Below are 14,511 nucleotides of genomic sequence, written 5' to 3' on the forward strand. Positions count from 1 at the left end.
GGAATTCCATTTCGGCGCAACTGGGCACCCGTCGCGGCTCGCTCGCGGCAGCCCTCTTGACTGCCGACTGAACGCGCGTTTAGTGTACTGAACATGCGTTCAACCGCCGACGATCGCACGGCTATCGCCCGCATCCGCGATGCCGCGATTCAGCAGTGGGGCGAGCAGGGCTTCACCGTCGGCCTGCGTGCCATTGCCGACGCCGCCGGGGTGAGCGCCGCGCTGGTGATCCACCACTTCGGCTCCAAGGACGGCCTACGCAAGGCGTGCGACGCTTACATCGCCGAGGAGATTCGCCAGTCGAAGTCCGAGTCGATCACCTCAACCGATCCGGCGGCGTGGTTCGCGCAGATGGCCGAGATCGAGTCCTACGCACCGTTGATGGCGTACCTGGTCCGCAGCATGCAGTCCGGAAGCGAACTGGCACAAGCGTTCTGGCAGAAAATGATCGACAACGTCTACGAGTACATGGAAGAGGGCGTGCGGGCGGGCACCATCAAGCCGAGTCCCGACCCCCGCGCCAGGGCCAAGTATCTGGCGATGTGCAGCGGCGGCGGCTTCCTTCTGTATCTGCAGATGCACGACAACCAAAGCGATCTGCGCGCCGTGCTGCGCGAGTACGGCGAGGAGATGGTGCTGCCCGCCCTCGAAGTCTTCACCGTCGGACTGCTCAGCGACGCCACCATGTACGACGCATTCCGCGCACAGCGCGAGAAAGGCATTCCACTCAGCACATCACACGAAGGAGCGCAACAATGACCACCAGTTCTCAGCTCGCCGTCGAAATCCATGGCCTGACCAAATCTTTCGGGCGAACTAAGGCTCTCGACGGCCTGGACCTCACCGTCGCGCCCGGTGACATCACCGGCTTTCTCGGACCCAACGGGGCCGGCAAGTCAACCACCATCCGCGTGCTGCTCGGATTGTTGCGCGCCGACGGAGGCACCGTCCGCCTACTCGGCGGTGATCCCTGGCATGACGCCGTCGCACTGCACCGCCGCATCGCCTATGTCCCGGGTGATGTCACGCTGTGGCCCAACCTGACCGGCATGCAGGCCATCGACTTCCTCGCTCGGATACGGGGCAACGGCGTCGACACGGCTCGTCGCGACCAGTTGCTCGAGCGCTTCGAACTCGACCCGCACAAGAAGGCCCGCACGTACTCGAAGGGCAACCGACAGAAGGTCGCAATCGTCGCCGCCTTCTCCACCAACGCCGAGCTGTTCATCCTCGACGAACCCACATCGGGGCTGGACCCGTTGATGGAGAAGGCGTTTCAGCAGTGCGTCACCGAAGTCGCCGAGCGCGGCGCTGCGGTGCTGTTGTCCAGCCACATCCTCGCCGAGGTCGAGAAGCTTTGCGACAGCGTGACGATCATCCGGGCCGGCCGAGCCGTGCGGTCGGGCACCCTCGAGGACTTGCGGCACCTGATGCGCACCACCATCACCGTGCGCACCCGCGGCGACGGCACCGCGCTCGCGCAACTGCCGTCCGTGCACGATTTCACAAGCGAGGATCACCAATTCACGTTCTCGGTGGACCGCGCCGATCTGGACGCCATCATGGAGCGCCTCACCGGTCTCGGCATCCAGGAGCTGACGGTGACGCCGGCCTCGCTCGAGGACATGTTCCTGCGCGAGTACCAGGGGGCGCTGCGATGAGCGCCGGAGCAGCTCGGCCGGCTACCGTGGATACAGCGACCAGAGCACCGCGCACCGGACGACACGAGGCCGCAGCCGCAGGGTCTCCGTGGACCGGAATGGGCAGCCTCATCACCCTGGCTCTGCGTCGCGACCGCGTTCGGCTGTCCGTGTGGATCGCGGCCCTCACGCTGACGATGGTGTATGCGCCCAACGCGATCAAGCTGGCCTACCCCGACGAGGCGCAGCGCCAGGCCAGGGTGGAGCTGATGAAGACGCCCGCCGCGATCATCATGGGCGGGCCCATGTTCGGTGGCAACGAGACCGAACTCGGTGCGATGATGGCCAACGAGCTGATGCTGACGCTGGTCGTCGCGACGTCGATCTTGGCCATTCTCACCGTTATTCGGCACACCCGCGCCGAGGAGGAAAGCGGCGCAGCCGAACTCGTGCTGTCCACGGTCGTCGGCCGTTATGCCCGCACCTTCGCGGCGCTGATCGTCGTCGCTGCGGTGAACTTAGTACTTGCCGTCACGATGACCGTGGCCATGGCCTCGACCGGGTTCGGTGTCGTCGACACGGCGGCGATGTGTTTCGGCGTCACGGGCGCGGCGATGGTGTTCGGTGCCGTCGCCGCCGTCACCGCACAGCTGTGGCGTCAGTCGCGCACCGCGACCGGTGCGGCGATGGCCGTGCTCGCGCTGGCCGTCCTCGTGCGTGGCATCGGCGACGTGATCGACAACTCCGGCAGCCCGCTCAGCTGGTTTTCGCCGATCGCGTGGGCACAGCAGATGCGCGCATTCGTCGATCTGCGGTGGTGGCCGTTCCTCCTGCTGGTCGGTCTCGCCGTCGCGATGATGGCGGTGGCCGCGGTCCTGGAAAGCAAGCGGCAGTACGACGACGGCACCATTCCGTCGAGCGGTGAACGTCCGAATGCACGTGCGATCAACAGCGTCATCGCACTGCACGTGACTTTGCAGCGAGGTCAGACGATCGGCTGGACCGTCGGAGTGTTCCTGGGCGGGTTGGCATTCGGCTCGATGACCAAATCCCTTCTGGACGCCGCGCAGAGCAATGAGCTGATACAGCGGGTGCTCGCAGCGCAGGGCAATGACGGCGTCTACACAACCATGACCCAGTTCCTCGCCGCGGCCGCCTCCGCGTACGTCGTCGGCGCCGTGCTGCGGGTGTACCACGACGAGGAGAACGGGCTCGGGGAACCAGTGCTCGCCGGCGCGGTGTCGCGGTGGCACTGGCTGATCGGTGCGGTGGTCTCCGCAGTGGCCGGGTCCGTCGTGCTGATGTTCTTCGCTGGGCTGGGCAACGGGCTGGGCGCCGGGCTCACCCTCGGTGAACCGGCCACCGTCGTGCGGCTGACGCTCGCCGGTCTGGCTTACGTGCCTGCCATGGCCGTGCTGGCCGGAGTCGCCGCAGTCGCGGTTGCACTGAAGCGGCCTTGGTTCGGCTGGCTTGCCGTCACTTTCGTAGTCCTGTCGCTCTATCTCGGTGCGCTGTTGCGGTTGCCGAAGTGGCTGGTCGACCTGTCGCCGGTGGGACGGACCACGGCTCCGTTGGATTACCCGGTGATGTCGCTGACGGTGATGTTCGTCGTCGCCGCGGTGCTGACGCTCGCGGCCGGTGCGCTCTACCGCCGTCGCGACGCGGCCTGAGGAGGAGTCGTGAAAACGGCATTGCAGTCGGTGGCGTCAGGCCTATTCGGGTTTGCCTTCTTCGCAGTGTTGCTGTTCGTGCCCGCTGGCACAGTGAACTATTGGCAGGCGTGGGTTTTCATCTCGGTGTTCTTGGTCGCCGCGATGGGCTCCAGCATCTATCTCCTGGTGAGGAACCCGGCCGCACTGCGCCGTCGCATGCACGCGGGACCGACCGCCGAGACCCGAACGGTGCAGAAGTTCGCCATCACCGGCACGGTCGCGATGGTGGTGGCGGTGCTGATCGTCAGCGCACTGGACCACCGGTTCGGATGGTCGCAGGTGCCGACGCAGGTGGTGATCGTCGGCGACATCCTGGTCGGGGTCGGCCTCGGGATCGCGCAACTGGTCGTCGTGCAGAACAGCTATGCAGCTGCGACGATCACCGTCGAGGCCGAGCAGACGGTGGTCACCACGGGTTTGTACGGGCTTGTGCGACATCCGATGTACTTCGGAACGCTGATCATGATGATCGGCACGCCGCTCGCGCTCGACTCGTACTGGGGGCTGCTCGCTCTGGCTTTCGGCCTGCCGGTGCTCGGAGTGCGCATCTTCGACGAGGAGTCGATGCTCGAACAGGAACTCGACGGCTACCGCGACTACATGGCCAAGGTGCACCATCGGTTGGTGCCGTACGTCTGGTGAGGATGCGCGACTTGTCCGACCAGTGACATAGTATCGAACACATGTTCGAGAGAACGCTTGAAATCGACCTCGCTGCCGACGAGGCGTCGCTGATCGAGCAGCTCAGCGAACTGGAACTGCTCAAGTCCGCCGCCGCGGCGCGTCAGGCCCGACTGACCGCCGCACTCGACGAGAATCGTCGTTGCGCCGAAGCCCATCGCGGGATTCCCGCGGCGAAACGCGGACGCGGCCTGGCGAGCGAGATCGCCCTGGCACGGCGGGATTCCCCCAATCGGGGCGGTCGCCATCTGGGGTTCGCCCGCGCCCTGGTCCACGAAATGCCGCATACTCTGGCGGCGCTGGAGACCGGTGCTCTTTCCGAATGGCGCGCCACTCTGATCGTGCGTGAGTCGGCGTGCCTGGAGATCGAGGATCGGCGGGCGTTGGACGCCGAGATGTGCGCCGACTCATCGAAATTGAATGGTCGGGGGGACAAGCGGATTGAGGCGGACGCGAAAGCCATCGCCTATCGCCTCGACCCCCACGCCGTCGTCGACAGGGCGGTGCGGGCGGAATCCGAACGCACCGTCACCAGTCGACCCGCGCCCGACAACATGGCCTACGTGACGGCCTTTCTGCCCATGGCGCAGGGGGTCGCGGTGTACGCCGCGCTGAGGCGCGCAGGTGACGCTTGCGGTGACGGTCGGGGCCGCGGACAGGTGATGGCGGACACCCTTGTCGAGCGCGTCACCGGCCGACCGGCCGACGTCCCGGTCCCTGTCACAGTCAACCTGGTCGTCACCGACGAAACCCTGCTCGGCGGGGACACCGCGCCAGGGCAGGTGCCCGGCTACGGCCCAATTCCCGCCGCCATCGCCTGCCGCCTGGCGAGCGACGCGATCGCCGACGAGCGCTCCAAGGCGACCCTGCGCCGGCTGTACCGCCACCCCTCGTCGGGCGCGCTGGTTGCCATGGAATCACGGGCCCGACGCTTCCCCGACGCGCTTGCTCGATTCATCGCCTTGCGCGACAACACCTGCCGAACCCCCTACTGCGATGCGCCAATTCGTCATACCGACCACGCCAACGCGCACGCCGCCGGCGGAGCCACCAGCGAATTGAACGGTCTCGGGGCCTGCGAGGCCTGCAACTACGCCAAGGAAGCCCCCGGCTGGCGCGTGACAACTCTGCGGCGGCGCGACGGCGCGCACATTTCCGAAGTCACCACCCCTACCGGTGCTCGACATCAATCCCAAGCGCCGCCTCTACTCCACTTCGACCGGTCCACGCCAAGCCCGGTCGAGGCGCAGCTCGCGCACGTACTCGCCGAGTTCGCTGCCGCCTGATCGGCCTGGTCATACTGATCACGTGGAACTGCTGACCGGCTTCGGGCTGGCTACCGCGGCGGGACTCAACGCCTACATCCCACTAGTCATGCTCGGGTTGCTGTCGCGGTTCACCGACCTGGTCACGCTGCCGCATGGCTGGGCCTGGCTGGAGAACGGCTGGGTGCTGGCGATCGTCGCGGTGCTGCTCATCATCGAGGTCGTCGCTGACAAGATTCCCACTCTCGACAGCGTCAACGATGCGATTCAGACGTTCGTCCGGCCTACCGCGGGCGGCATCGTGTTCGGGTCGGGCACCGCAACGCAGACGTCGGCCGTCGCCGATCCTGGCGCGTTCGCTCAATCGGGTCAGTGGATACCGGTGGTGATCGGTGTGGTTGTCGCGCTGGCGGTGTCGCTGACGAAGTCGGCGGTCCGACCCGCCGCCAACGCCGCCACCGTCGGGATGGCCGCGCCGGTGCTGAGCACGGTCGAGGACGGCGTCAGCGTCGGACTGGTTTTCGTCGCCATCCTGCTGCCGATGTTGGTCGTGCTGGTCTTGGTCGCGATGTTCTGGTCGGCGGGCCGCGTCATGCGGCGACGCCGGGCCGCGGCCGACTAGATCCAGACGCCCTTACCGACGGCGACCACTCCCCCGTTGCTGATCGCAAAACGCTCGCGATCCTTCTCCAAGTCCACGCCCACCATCTCGCCCGGCCCCACCACGACGTTCTTGTCCAGGATCGCGTGGCGCACCACTGCGCCGCGTCCGACGCGCGTGCCGGGCATGATCACGCTGCCTTCGACGATCGCCCCGTCGTCAACGACCACGTTGGACGACAACACCGAATTACGAACGGATGCAGCCGAAATGATACTTCCGGCACCCACAACGGATTCCTGTGCCGAACCGCCGTTGACGAACTTCGCCGGTGCGAGCATCTCGGCCTCGCCGCGGATCGGCCAGCGCTTGTTGTACAGGTTGAACACCGGGTGCACCGAAACCAGGTCCATGTGCGCGTCGTAGAACGCGTCGAGCGTGCCGACGTCTCGCCAATATCCGTGGTCGCGCTCGGTGGCTCCTGGCACCTCGTTGTTCTTGAAGTCGTAGACCGCGGCCATACCGTCACTGACGAGCCGCGGGATGATGTCGCCGCCCATGTCGTGGTCGGAGTGGTCGTCGTCGGCATCGGCACGGATCGCGTCGATCAGCACCTTGGTGGTGAAGATGTAATTGCCCATCGAGACGAACGTCTGCTCGGGATCATCGGGCGTGCCCGGCGGGTCGGCGGGCTTCTCGATGAAGCTGCGGATGCGACCGGACTCGTCGGAGTCGATGCACCCGAAAGCGGTGGCCTCAGCCCGGGGCACCCGGATGCCTGCGACTGTCGCGCCCGCGCCGCTCTCGATGTGGAACTGGACCATCTGCTCGGGATCCATGCGGTACACGTGGTCGGCGCCAAACACGACGATGTAGTCGGGATCCTCGTCGTAGATCAGATTCATCGACTGGTAGATGGCGTCGGCCGAACCGGTGTACCACCGGGGGCCGAGCCGCTGCTGGGCCGGCACCGGGGTGATGTACTCGCCGGCTAGCCCGGACAGCCGCCAGTTCTGCGAGATATGCCGGTCCAGCGAATGCGACTTGTACTGCGTGAGCACACAAATCCGCAGGTATCGCGCATTGACCAGATTCGACAGCACAAAATCGATCAGCCGGTAGGCGCCCCCGAAGGGAACGGCCGGCTTCGCCCGGTCCGCGGTCAATGGGTAAAGCCGTTTGCCTTCGCCGCCGGCCAGGACGATGCCCAGCACGTGTGGCAGTTCCCGCATACCTCCAAACCTATCTGTCGCCGCCAACCGGGGCCAGCCATTCGTCGCGTAGCTCAACGATTTCGGCCTGTCCGGCGGCCGAACACGGCTGCGTTCCCGTGCCTGGGCTACTACCGTCGTCACCATGCGGGTGGCGATGATGACGCGGGAGTACCCACCCGAGGTCTACGGCGGGGCCGGCGTTCACGTCACCGAGCTTGTGGCGCAGCTACGGAACCTCTGTGAGGTCGACGTGCACTGCATGGGCGCGCCCCGCCCAGGCGCGATCGTCGCCCAGCCCGACCCGGCGTTGCTGGGCGCCAATCCCGCGCTGTCGACGCTGTCGACGGACCTGAACATGGTCAACGCGGCGGCGCATGCCACCGTCGTCCACTCCCACACCTGGTACGCCGGACTGGCCGGCCACCTCACCGCGTTGCTGTACGGCGTTCCGCACGTGCTGACCGCGCACTCGCTGGAGCCGATGCGGCCGTGGAAGGCCGAACAGCTCGGCGGTGGCTACCGAGTGTCGTCCTGGGTCGAGAAGACCGCGGTGGAAGCGGCCGACGCCGTGATCGCGGTCAGTTCCGGCATGCGCGACGATGTGTTGCACACGTATCCGGCACTTGATCCCAGCCGGGTCCATGTGGTGCGCAACGGGATCGACACCGAAGTCTGGTATCCCGTCGCGCGCGCCGGCAGCGACTCGGGCGGCGCGCCGGCGAGCGGAGAGTCGGTGCTCGCCGAGCTCGGCGTCGACCTCTCCCGGCCCATCGTCGCGTTCGTCGGCCGGATCACCCGTCAGAAGGGGGTGGCCCACCTCGTCGCGGCAGCGCATCGCTTCGACCCGGAGATCCAGCTGGTGCTGTGCGCGGGCGCACCCGACACCCCCGAGATCGCCGCCGAGGTCACCGAAGCGGTGCAGCAGCTGGCACGCGCACGCACCGGCGTGTTCTGGGTGCGCGAAATGCTGCCCATCGTCAAGATCCGCGAAATTCTCTCGGCGGCAACTGTTTTCGTCTGCCCGTCCGTGTATGAACCGCTGGGGATCGTCAATTTGGAGGCGATGGCGTGCGCGACGGCGGTGGTGGCCTCCGACGTCGGCGGCATCCCGGAGGTGGTGGCCGATCATCACACCGGGTTGCTGGTGCACTATGACGCGACAGATCCGGCGTTCTACGAGTCGCGCCTGGCCGATGCGGTCAATTCGCTGGTGGCCGAGCCCGAGCGGGCCCGGCAGTACGGGCAGGCCGGGCGCGCGCGCTGCATCGCGGAGTTCTCCTGGGCGCACATCGCCGAGCAGACCCTGGAGATCTACCGCAAGGTGTCTTCGTAGTTCAGCTGGTGACGTTCTTGAGTTCGTCCCCGAGGGCGGCTGCCTCATCAGGAGTGAGTTCGACCACGAGGCGTCCGCCGCCTTCAAGTGGTACTCGCATCACGATGCCGCGCCCCTCCTTGGTTGCTTCCAGTGGACCGTCGCCGGTCCGGGGCTTCATCGCCGCCATCGAGTGCTCCCTCCACATGATCCGGCCCGCGAGAGCGGACCCGGTCGGGGCCGAGACTGCCCACTCGTTGACAGCTCCCGGCACTGAACTGCTACTGAACACCCCTATTGTTCCCTATCCGGGAGGTTCGGTGTGCAAAGACCCGGCCAAGGCGGTCGCGACGGCACCCGTTTTTGTCGCTGCGCCGTCGCCCGGTTGTCGTTAGACCGTCGCGGGCACCCAGCAGTCCGCGGTGTGGTCGTCGACCATTCCGGTGGCCTGCATCAGGGCATAGGCCGTCGTCGGTCCGACGAACCGGAAGCCGCGCCGCTTGAGTTCCTTGGCCATGGCCGTCGACTCCGGCGTGACGGCGGGCACCTGCGTGAAGTCGGCGGGCCGGGGCCGTTGCGGCGGCGCGAACGACCACAGCAAATCGGCCAGATCCACCCCGGCTTCCTCGAGATCGACGGCCGCGCGGGCATTGGCGATGGTGGCCTCGATCTTGGCTCGGTTACGCACGATGCCGGCGTCGGCCATCAGCCGTTGGACGTCCAGGTCCGTGTAGCCGGCGACGCGAGCGACGTCGAACTCGTCGAACGCGCGGCGGAAGTTCTCCCGCTTGCGCAGGATGATCAACCAGGACAACCCGCTCTGGAACGCCTCGAGCGTGATCCGTTCGAACAGCGCCTTCGAATCGCGCAGCGGCCGGCCCCACTCGGTGTCGTGGTAGTCGCGATACAGTACGAAATCAGCTGGTGCCAAACGTGATTCGTCGATCCATGCGCAGCGGACACGGCCGTCGGTGCTCACGGGTCGTCCCGATCGGCTACATCGTCGGCGATCAGGGCGTGCGCGCCGTCGATGCGTTGGTCGCGGTCGTCGTCGGGGTCGAACCCGTTCGCGGCGCTCACTGCCGCCAGCTGGCCGCGCAGCAGGTCGAGCTCCTGCCCCAGCCGGTCGAGCACCCAGTCGACCTCGCTGGTCTTGTAGCCGCGCAGTGTCTGGGTGAACTTGACCGCGTCGACGTCGGCGCCGGTGACGCCGGAGGCGGGCAACACGGTGGCGGTGGTGTCGCGCGGCAGCGGCGGCAGCGTCTCGCCCCGCCCGAACAGCGCACTGCCCAGGGCGAACAGCACGACGGCGATCAGAACCAGCACGACCAGATACAGCAGAACCAGGGTCACGCCCTCGATACTGCCTCAGGCCGGTGACATCAGGCGTACGGGCGCAACGTGTTCATCGGCGGCCGGTCCTCGAGCGAGACCGTCGACGACCGCGGCGTGAAGTCGATTCCGTCGGCGAAGAACTGCGTCAGCCCGATCCCGGAGTCCGGCACCCCGCAGCGCGAGAGCAGGGTCGCGATCACCTGCCTGCTCATCGAGGCCAGCTCGGTCAGCGGCCGGTTGCGATGCGTACGCACGCCGAGGTTGACCTGAGCGATCGCGTCAAGTCCGAGGCGGTCGTACGCGTCGACCAGCAGCCCGATCTCCACGCCGTACCCGGGTGCGAACGGGACTGCGGTCAGCAGCTCGCGGGTGCCCGCGTACTCGCCGCCCAGCGGCTGCAGGATGCAGCCCAGTTCGGGGCGCAGCGCCGTCAGCAGTGGCCGGGCGACCAGCTCGGTGACCCGGCCCCCGCCGTTGGCGTCCTCGCTGCCGCTGATCTTCAGCGGTCGCCGGTAGAAGCCCTTGACCAGGTGCACGCCCTCGGTGGTCAGCAGCGGCCCGACGAGTCGCGGCACGAACATCGGGTCGGGGTCGATGAGGTCCGAGTCGACGAACACCACGATGTCGCCGGTCGTGGCGGCCAGCGAACGCCACAGCACCTCACCCTTGCCGGACTGCGGCGCGACCTCGGGCAGTGCCACCTCGCGGCTGATCACCCTGGCGCCCGCGGCCAGCGCGCGGATCTCGGTGTCGTCGGTCGAGCCCGAGTCGAGCACGATGAGCTCGTCGACCAGGCCACCAAGCAGCGGGGTGATCGTCTCGACGACGCTCCCGACGGTCTGTTCCTCGTTGAGGGCGGGCAGCACCACCGAAATCGTGCGCGACCCCTTGGCGGCTTCGAGTTCGGCAACGGTCCACGTCGGCCTGGAGAAGCTGTGGTCGGCGAGCCACCGAGCGGTGACGACGTCCGTGCCGGGTGTATCAGGTGTCAGCTCAGAAAGCACAGTCATGCCAGTCCCCTCACCGTGCGCGTCGGCGGACGCCCGCCCTGGATCGACGCGACCATCTCCAGCACGCGTCGCGTGGGCCCGACTTCATGCACCCGGAACATCGCGGCTCCCTGCGCGGCGGCCAACGCGGTCGCCGCCAGGGTGCCCTCCAGGCGTTCGGTTAAGTCCACACCCAGAGTTTCCCCGACAAAGTCCTTGTTACTCAGCGCCATCAGGACCGGCCATCCAGTTTTTACAAGGTCTTTTACGTGGCGCAACAAACTAAGACCGTGGTAAGTGTTCTTGCCGAAATCGTGGGTCGGATCGATCAGCACCGCGTCGCGGGCGACCCCGGCCGCGACCGCGAGTTCGGCCGCGGCGGTCACCTCGGCGATGACGTCGTCGACGATGCCGCGGGTTGTGGTCCCGTAGTTGACCCGGAACGGGCGGGTCCGCGGTTGTGCACCGCCGGTGTGAGAGCACACCAGGCCGGCGCCGAACTCCGCGGCGACCTCCGGCAGTCCGGGGTCGTGTCCGCCCCACGTGTCGTTGATCAGGTCCGCGCCCGCCGCGCAGGCCTGTTTGGCCACCGATGCGCGCCAGGTGTCGACGCTGATCAGTTGATCTGGATAGGTGGCGCGCAGCCATTCGATGAAGGGGACAACGCGGGCGATCTCCTCGTCGACGTCGACGGAACTGCCCGGGCCGGCCTTGACGCCGCCCACGTCGACCACGTCGGCGCCGTCTTCGATCACCCGGTGCGCGGCCGTTTTCGCGGCGTCGTCGCGAAACGTCGCGCCGCGGTCGTAGAACGAATCCGGCGTCCGGTTGACGATCGCCATGATCAACGCGCGATCGCCGGCCACCGGGCGGCCCAGGAACCTCGACTCCACGCCTCCAGGCTACGGGCGTGCGGATTGGGCGCGCTTTCGCTCGCTGAGCGGGCATTACCGCGCCGAAATCACGGGCGGCCGGTTAGCCTGCTCGCAGGAAATCGCACTCGGTCAAGCAGGAGGCCCGGTGTACCTCGTCGGCCGGAAAGCGGAGCGCCAGGCTCTCGACGACCTGTTGGCCGCGGTGCGCGAAGGCACGAGCAGCACGCTCGTCGTCACCGGCGAGGCAGGCATCGGCAAGACCGCGCTGCTCGATCATGTGGCGGACCAGGCGAGCGGACTGCTGGTGACGCGGGTGGCCGGCATCGACTCCGAGATGGAGTTCGCTTTTGCGGCGCTGCATCAACTGTGCGCGCCGATGGCGGAACGACTGGACCGCATCCCGAAACCGCAACGCGACGCCCTCCGCACGACGTTCGGGGAACGCGAGGGCCCGGCCCCGGACCCGTTCCTGGTCGGGTTGGCGGTGCTCAGCCTGCTGTCCGAGGCCGCGGCGCAGCGCCCGGTGCTCGTACTGGTCGACGACCAGCAGTGGCTGGATCTGGCGTCGGCGCAGGTGCTCACCTTCGTCGCCCGTCGACTCGTTGCGGAGTCCGTCGGGATGGTTTTCGCGACCCGGGTGGTGGGCGGCCTGGCCGGGCTGCCGGAATTGACGGTCTCCCCCTTGCGCGACGAAGAGTCGCACGCGTTGTTGGCCACCGTGCTCGACGGCCCGCTCGATCCGCGCGTCAGGGACCGGATCCTCGCTGAAGCACACGGCAACCCGCTGGCGCTGGTGGAGTTTTCGCGGTCGCTGCGCAGCGAGGAACTGGCGGGCGGATTCGGAGCGCCGGGTGCGCCACTGTCGCACAGCCTGGAAGGGACGTTCCGCAGACAGGTCGAGGCGTTGCCTGCTGCGACCCGCCGGCTGCTGGCCCTGGCCGCGGCCGATCCCGCGGGCGATCCGTCGCTGCTGTGGTCGGCGGCCGAATTGCTCGGCCTCGCGACAGAGGCCGCCGAACCAGCGATCGAGTCCGGGCTGGCCGAGATCGGCACGCGAGTTCGGTTCCGCCACCCGCTGATCCGCGCAACCGCCTACCGGTCGGTGCCGTTGTCGGACCGGCGGCGCATCCACGGGGCACTGGCCGCCGTCACCGACGAGGCCGTCGACCCGGACCGCCGGGCCTGGCATCTGGGCCATGCGGCGGTGGGGCCGGATGACACGGTGGCCGACGAGCTGGAGCGCTCGGCGGGCCGGGTACAGGCCCGCGGCGGGATCACGGCGGCGGCTGCCTTCCTCGAGCGGGCCTCGTCATTGACGCTCGATCGGCACCGTCGATGCGATCTGGCGATCGCCGCCGCGTCGGCCAAGGCGCAGGCCGGAATGCTGGACGGGGCACGGGAAATGCTCGCGGTCGCCGAGGCCGAGCCGTTGAGTGATCGGCAGCGAGCGCAGGCCGACCTGGCGCGCGCCGAACTCGCCTACGTGACCCGCCGCGGCAATGACGCCGCGCCACTGATGCTCAGTGCGGCACGACGTCTCGAAGCGATCGACGGGACGCTGGCGCGCGACACCTATCTGGCCGCGTTGTCGGCCGCGGTGTTCGCCGGTCGGCTCGCCGCGGACGGCGACGTGCTCGAGGTGTCGGAGGCCGCGAGCGCGGCCACCAGGGCGCTCAGCGATCCCCGGCCGGCCGATCTGTTGCTCGACGGGTTGGCGACGCAGCACAGCGCGGGCTTCGACAAGGGCCTGCCCGCGGTCCACGAAGCGCTTCGCATCTACGGGCATCGAATGACCGCAGAGCAGGAACTGCGCTGGATGTGGCTGGCGAATGTCGCGGCCGCCCGCGTCTGGGACATGGATCGACTGACGTCACTGGCCCAACGGCACGTCCAGCTCGCCCGCGAAACCGGTGCGCTGAGTCAGCTTCCGCTCGCGCTCTCCAGCTACATCTCGGTACTGCTGTTCAGGGGACAGATGGCAGAGGCGTCCGCCCAGATCGACGAGCTGCGCTCCCTCGTCGAGGCGATGGGCGAGACGATGACCCCCTACGGCGCCATCAGCCTGGCCGCCATGCGCGGCGACAAGGCCAAGCTGCTGTCACTGACCGACACGACGATCCGCGATGCCACCCGCCGCGGCGAGGGTGTCGGGCTCACCGTGGCCGCATGGGCGAATGCTCTGCTGCACAACGGCTTCGGCGACTATTGGGACGCCATGAACGAGGGTTTGTACGCGACGGCCTATCGCGGCGACTGCACCTCCTCAGGCTGGGCCTTGGTAGAACTCGTCGAGGCCGCGGCGCGTTCGGGCGAAGCAGACGTCGCCGCCGACGCCCTCGAGCGGTTGTCGGAGATGACCGCACCCAGCGCCACCGACTGGGGACTGGGCGTCGAGGCGCGGTCGCGCGCCCTGCTCAGTGACGGCGCCACCGCCGAGCACCTCTACCGTGACGCGATCGAGCGATTCACCCGCGCGGGCATGCGGCCCGACCTCGGCCGGTCCCATCTGCTGTACGGGGAGTGGCTGCGCAGGCAACGTCGTCGCGTCGACGCCCGTTACCACTTGCGGTCGGCACACGAGATCTTCGAAGCGCTGGGAATGGCGGCCTTCGCCGATCGCGCCCGCCGAGAGCTCTCGGCCACCGGCGAGAAGGCCCGCAGTCGTGCGCCCCAGGCCGCGGTGCGCGAGCTGACGGCCCAGGAGGCTCAGGTCGCGAGATTGGCGCGGGCGGGACTGTCGAATCCCGAGATCGGCGCACGCCTGTTCATCAGCGCCCGCACCGTCCAGTACCACCTCGGCAAGGTGTTCACCAAGCTCGGGATCCGCTCCCGCAGCCAGCTCGACTCCGCGCTGTCCGACGCCGACGGGTAATCGCACTGTCGGGTG

The 14,511-nt window shown here is 67.8% G+C and carries 14 protein-coding genes; 8 read left to right on the forward strand and 6 right to left on the reverse strand.

The window, feature by feature from the left end; all coding sequences use genetic code 11:
- The first annotated feature begins 93 nt into the window (after positions 1-93).
- From N4S67_RS00790 to N4S67_RS00815, 6 genes are all read left to right on the forward strand, one after another.
- On the forward strand, positions 94-759 hold the full coding sequence (locus N4S67_RS00790; RefSeq protein WP_260991039.1) for a TetR/AcrR family transcriptional regulator: 666 nt from the start codon (positions 94-96) through the stop codon (positions 757-759).
- Positions 756-1,661, forward strand: coding sequence for an ABC transporter ATP-binding protein (locus tag N4S67_RS00795; RefSeq protein ID WP_260991040.1), 906 nt, complete (start codon positions 756-758; stop codon positions 1,659-1,661). Before N4S67_RS00790 ends, N4S67_RS00795 begins: the two co-directional genes overlap by 4 nt.
- 98 nt (positions 1,662-1,759) lie before the next feature.
- Positions 1,760-3,310, forward strand: a complete 1,551-nt coding sequence (locus N4S67_RS00800; protein WP_260991997.1) for an ABC transporter permease — start codon at positions 1,760-1,762, stop codon at positions 3,308-3,310.
- A gap of 9 nt (positions 3,311-3,319) precedes the next feature.
- The gene (locus N4S67_RS00805) at positions 3,320-3,994 is read left to right on the forward strand and encodes a methyltransferase family protein (protein ID WP_260991041.1); all 675 of its coding nucleotides are present in this window, start codon (positions 3,320-3,322) and stop codon (positions 3,992-3,994) included.
- Between the two features lie 41 nt (positions 3,995-4,035).
- Positions 4,036-5,319 carry a 13E12 repeat family protein gene (locus N4S67_RS00810; RefSeq protein WP_260991042.1) on the forward strand — a complete coding sequence of 428 codons (1,284 nt, stop codon included), beginning with the start codon at positions 4,036-4,038 and terminating at the stop codon, positions 5,317-5,319.
- 22 nt (positions 5,320-5,341) lie between these two features.
- A complete protein-coding gene (locus N4S67_RS00815) occupies positions 5,342-5,920 on the forward strand; it encodes a DUF4126 domain-containing protein (protein ID WP_260991043.1) in 579 nt (192 codons plus the stop codon).
- Here the strand turns inward: N4S67_RS00815 and glgC are convergent.
- The gene (gene glgC / locus N4S67_RS00820) at positions 5,917-7,131 is read right to left on the reverse strand and encodes a glucose-1-phosphate adenylyltransferase (RefSeq protein ID WP_260991044.1); all 1,215 of its coding nucleotides are present in this window, start codon (positions 7,129-7,131) and stop codon (positions 5,917-5,919) included. The two genes, N4S67_RS00815 and glgC, sit on opposite strands and share 4 nt — an antisense overlap.
- A gap of 124 nt (positions 7,132-7,255) precedes the next feature.
- Here glgC and glgA point away from each other — a divergent pair, with 124 nt between their 5' ends.
- The gene (glgA, locus tag N4S67_RS00825; RefSeq protein WP_260991045.1) at positions 7,256-8,446 is read left to right on the forward strand and encodes a glycogen synthase; all 1,191 of its coding nucleotides are present in this window, start codon (positions 7,256-7,258) and stop codon (positions 8,444-8,446) included.
- Position 8,447: 1 nt separating this feature from the next.
- Here glgA and N4S67_RS00830 read toward each other — a convergent pair whose 3' ends face one another.
- The 5 genes from N4S67_RS00830 to folP all read right to left on the reverse strand — a co-directional run bounded on the left by N4S67_RS00830 (position 8,448) and on the right by folP (position 11,591).
- The gene (locus tag N4S67_RS00830) at positions 8,448-8,615 is read right to left on the reverse strand and encodes a DUF3117 domain-containing protein (protein ID WP_005059648.1); all 168 of its coding nucleotides are present in this window, start codon (positions 8,613-8,615) and stop codon (positions 8,448-8,450) included.
- 201 nt (positions 8,616-8,816) lie between these two features.
- Positions 8,817-9,404 (reverse strand): DNA-3-methyladenine glycosylase I, encoded by a 588-nt coding sequence (locus tag N4S67_RS00835; RefSeq protein ID WP_260991046.1) that lies wholly within the window; start codon positions 9,402-9,404, stop codon positions 8,817-8,819.
- Positions 9,401-9,778: a DivIVA domain-containing protein gene (locus N4S67_RS00840; protein ID WP_260991047.1), complete on the reverse strand. Its 378-nt coding sequence runs from the start codon at positions 9,776-9,778 to the stop codon at positions 9,401-9,403. Before N4S67_RS00840 ends, N4S67_RS00835 begins: the two co-directional genes overlap by 4 nt.
- Before the next feature lie 29 nt (positions 9,779-9,807).
- Entirely contained in the window at positions 9,808-10,770 is a 963-nt protein-coding gene (locus N4S67_RS00845) for a glucosyl-3-phosphoglycerate synthase (RefSeq protein ID WP_260991048.1), read from the reverse strand.
- Positions 10,767-11,591 (reverse strand): dihydropteroate synthase, encoded by an 825-nt coding sequence (folP, locus tag N4S67_RS00850; RefSeq protein ID WP_260991998.1) that lies wholly within the window; start codon positions 11,589-11,591, stop codon positions 10,767-10,769. Before folP ends, N4S67_RS00845 begins: the two co-directional genes overlap by 4 nt.
- A 178-nt stretch (positions 11,592-11,769) precedes the next feature.
- Here folP and N4S67_RS00855 point away from each other — a divergent pair, with 178 nt between their 5' ends.
- Positions 11,770-14,496, forward strand: coding sequence for a helix-turn-helix transcriptional regulator (locus N4S67_RS00855; RefSeq protein WP_260991049.1), 2,727 nt, complete (start codon positions 11,770-11,772; stop codon positions 14,494-14,496).
- The last annotated feature ends 15 nt before the right edge of the window (positions 14,497-14,511 follow it).

The organism is Mycobacterium deserti (assembly GCF_025345615.1).
Taxonomy (GTDB): domain Bacteria; phylum Actinomycetota; class Actinomycetes; order Mycobacteriales; family Mycobacteriaceae; genus Mycobacterium; species Mycobacterium deserti.

Excerpts from the sequence above, each read along its gene's own strand:
- N4S67_RS00790 (WP_260991039.1), top strand. The coding sequence starts at position 94 with ATGCGTTCAACCGCCGACGATCGCACGGCTATCGCCCGCATCCGCGAT.
- N4S67_RS00795 (WP_260991040.1), top strand. The coding sequence starts at position 756 with ATGACCACCAGTTCTCAGCTCGCCGTCGAAATCCATGGCCTGACCAAA.
- N4S67_RS00800 (WP_260991997.1), top strand. The coding sequence starts at position 1,760 with ATGGGCAGCCTCATCACCCTGGCTCTGCGTCGCGACCGCGTTCGGCTG.
- N4S67_RS00810 (WP_260991042.1), top strand. The coding sequence starts at position 4,036 with ATGTTCGAGAGAACGCTTGAAATCGACCTCGCTGCCGACGAGGCGTCG.
- glgC (WP_260991044.1), bottom strand. The coding sequence starts at position 7,131 with ATGCGGGAACTGCCACACGTGCTGGGCATCGTCCTGGCCGGCGGCGAA.
- glgA (WP_260991045.1), top strand. The coding sequence starts at position 7,256 with ATGCGGGTGGCGATGATGACGCGGGAGTACCCACCCGAGGTCTACGGC.
- N4S67_RS00830 (WP_005059648.1), bottom strand. The coding sequence starts at position 8,615 with ATGGCGGCGATGAAGCCCCGGACCGGCGACGGTCCACTGGAAGCAACC.
- N4S67_RS00845 (WP_260991048.1), bottom strand. The coding sequence starts at position 10,770 with ATGACTGTGCTTTCTGAGCTGACACCTGATACACCCGGCACGGACGTC.
- folP (WP_260991998.1), bottom strand. The coding sequence starts at position 11,591 with ATGGCGATCGTCAACCGGACGCCGGATTCGTTCTACGACCGCGGCGCG.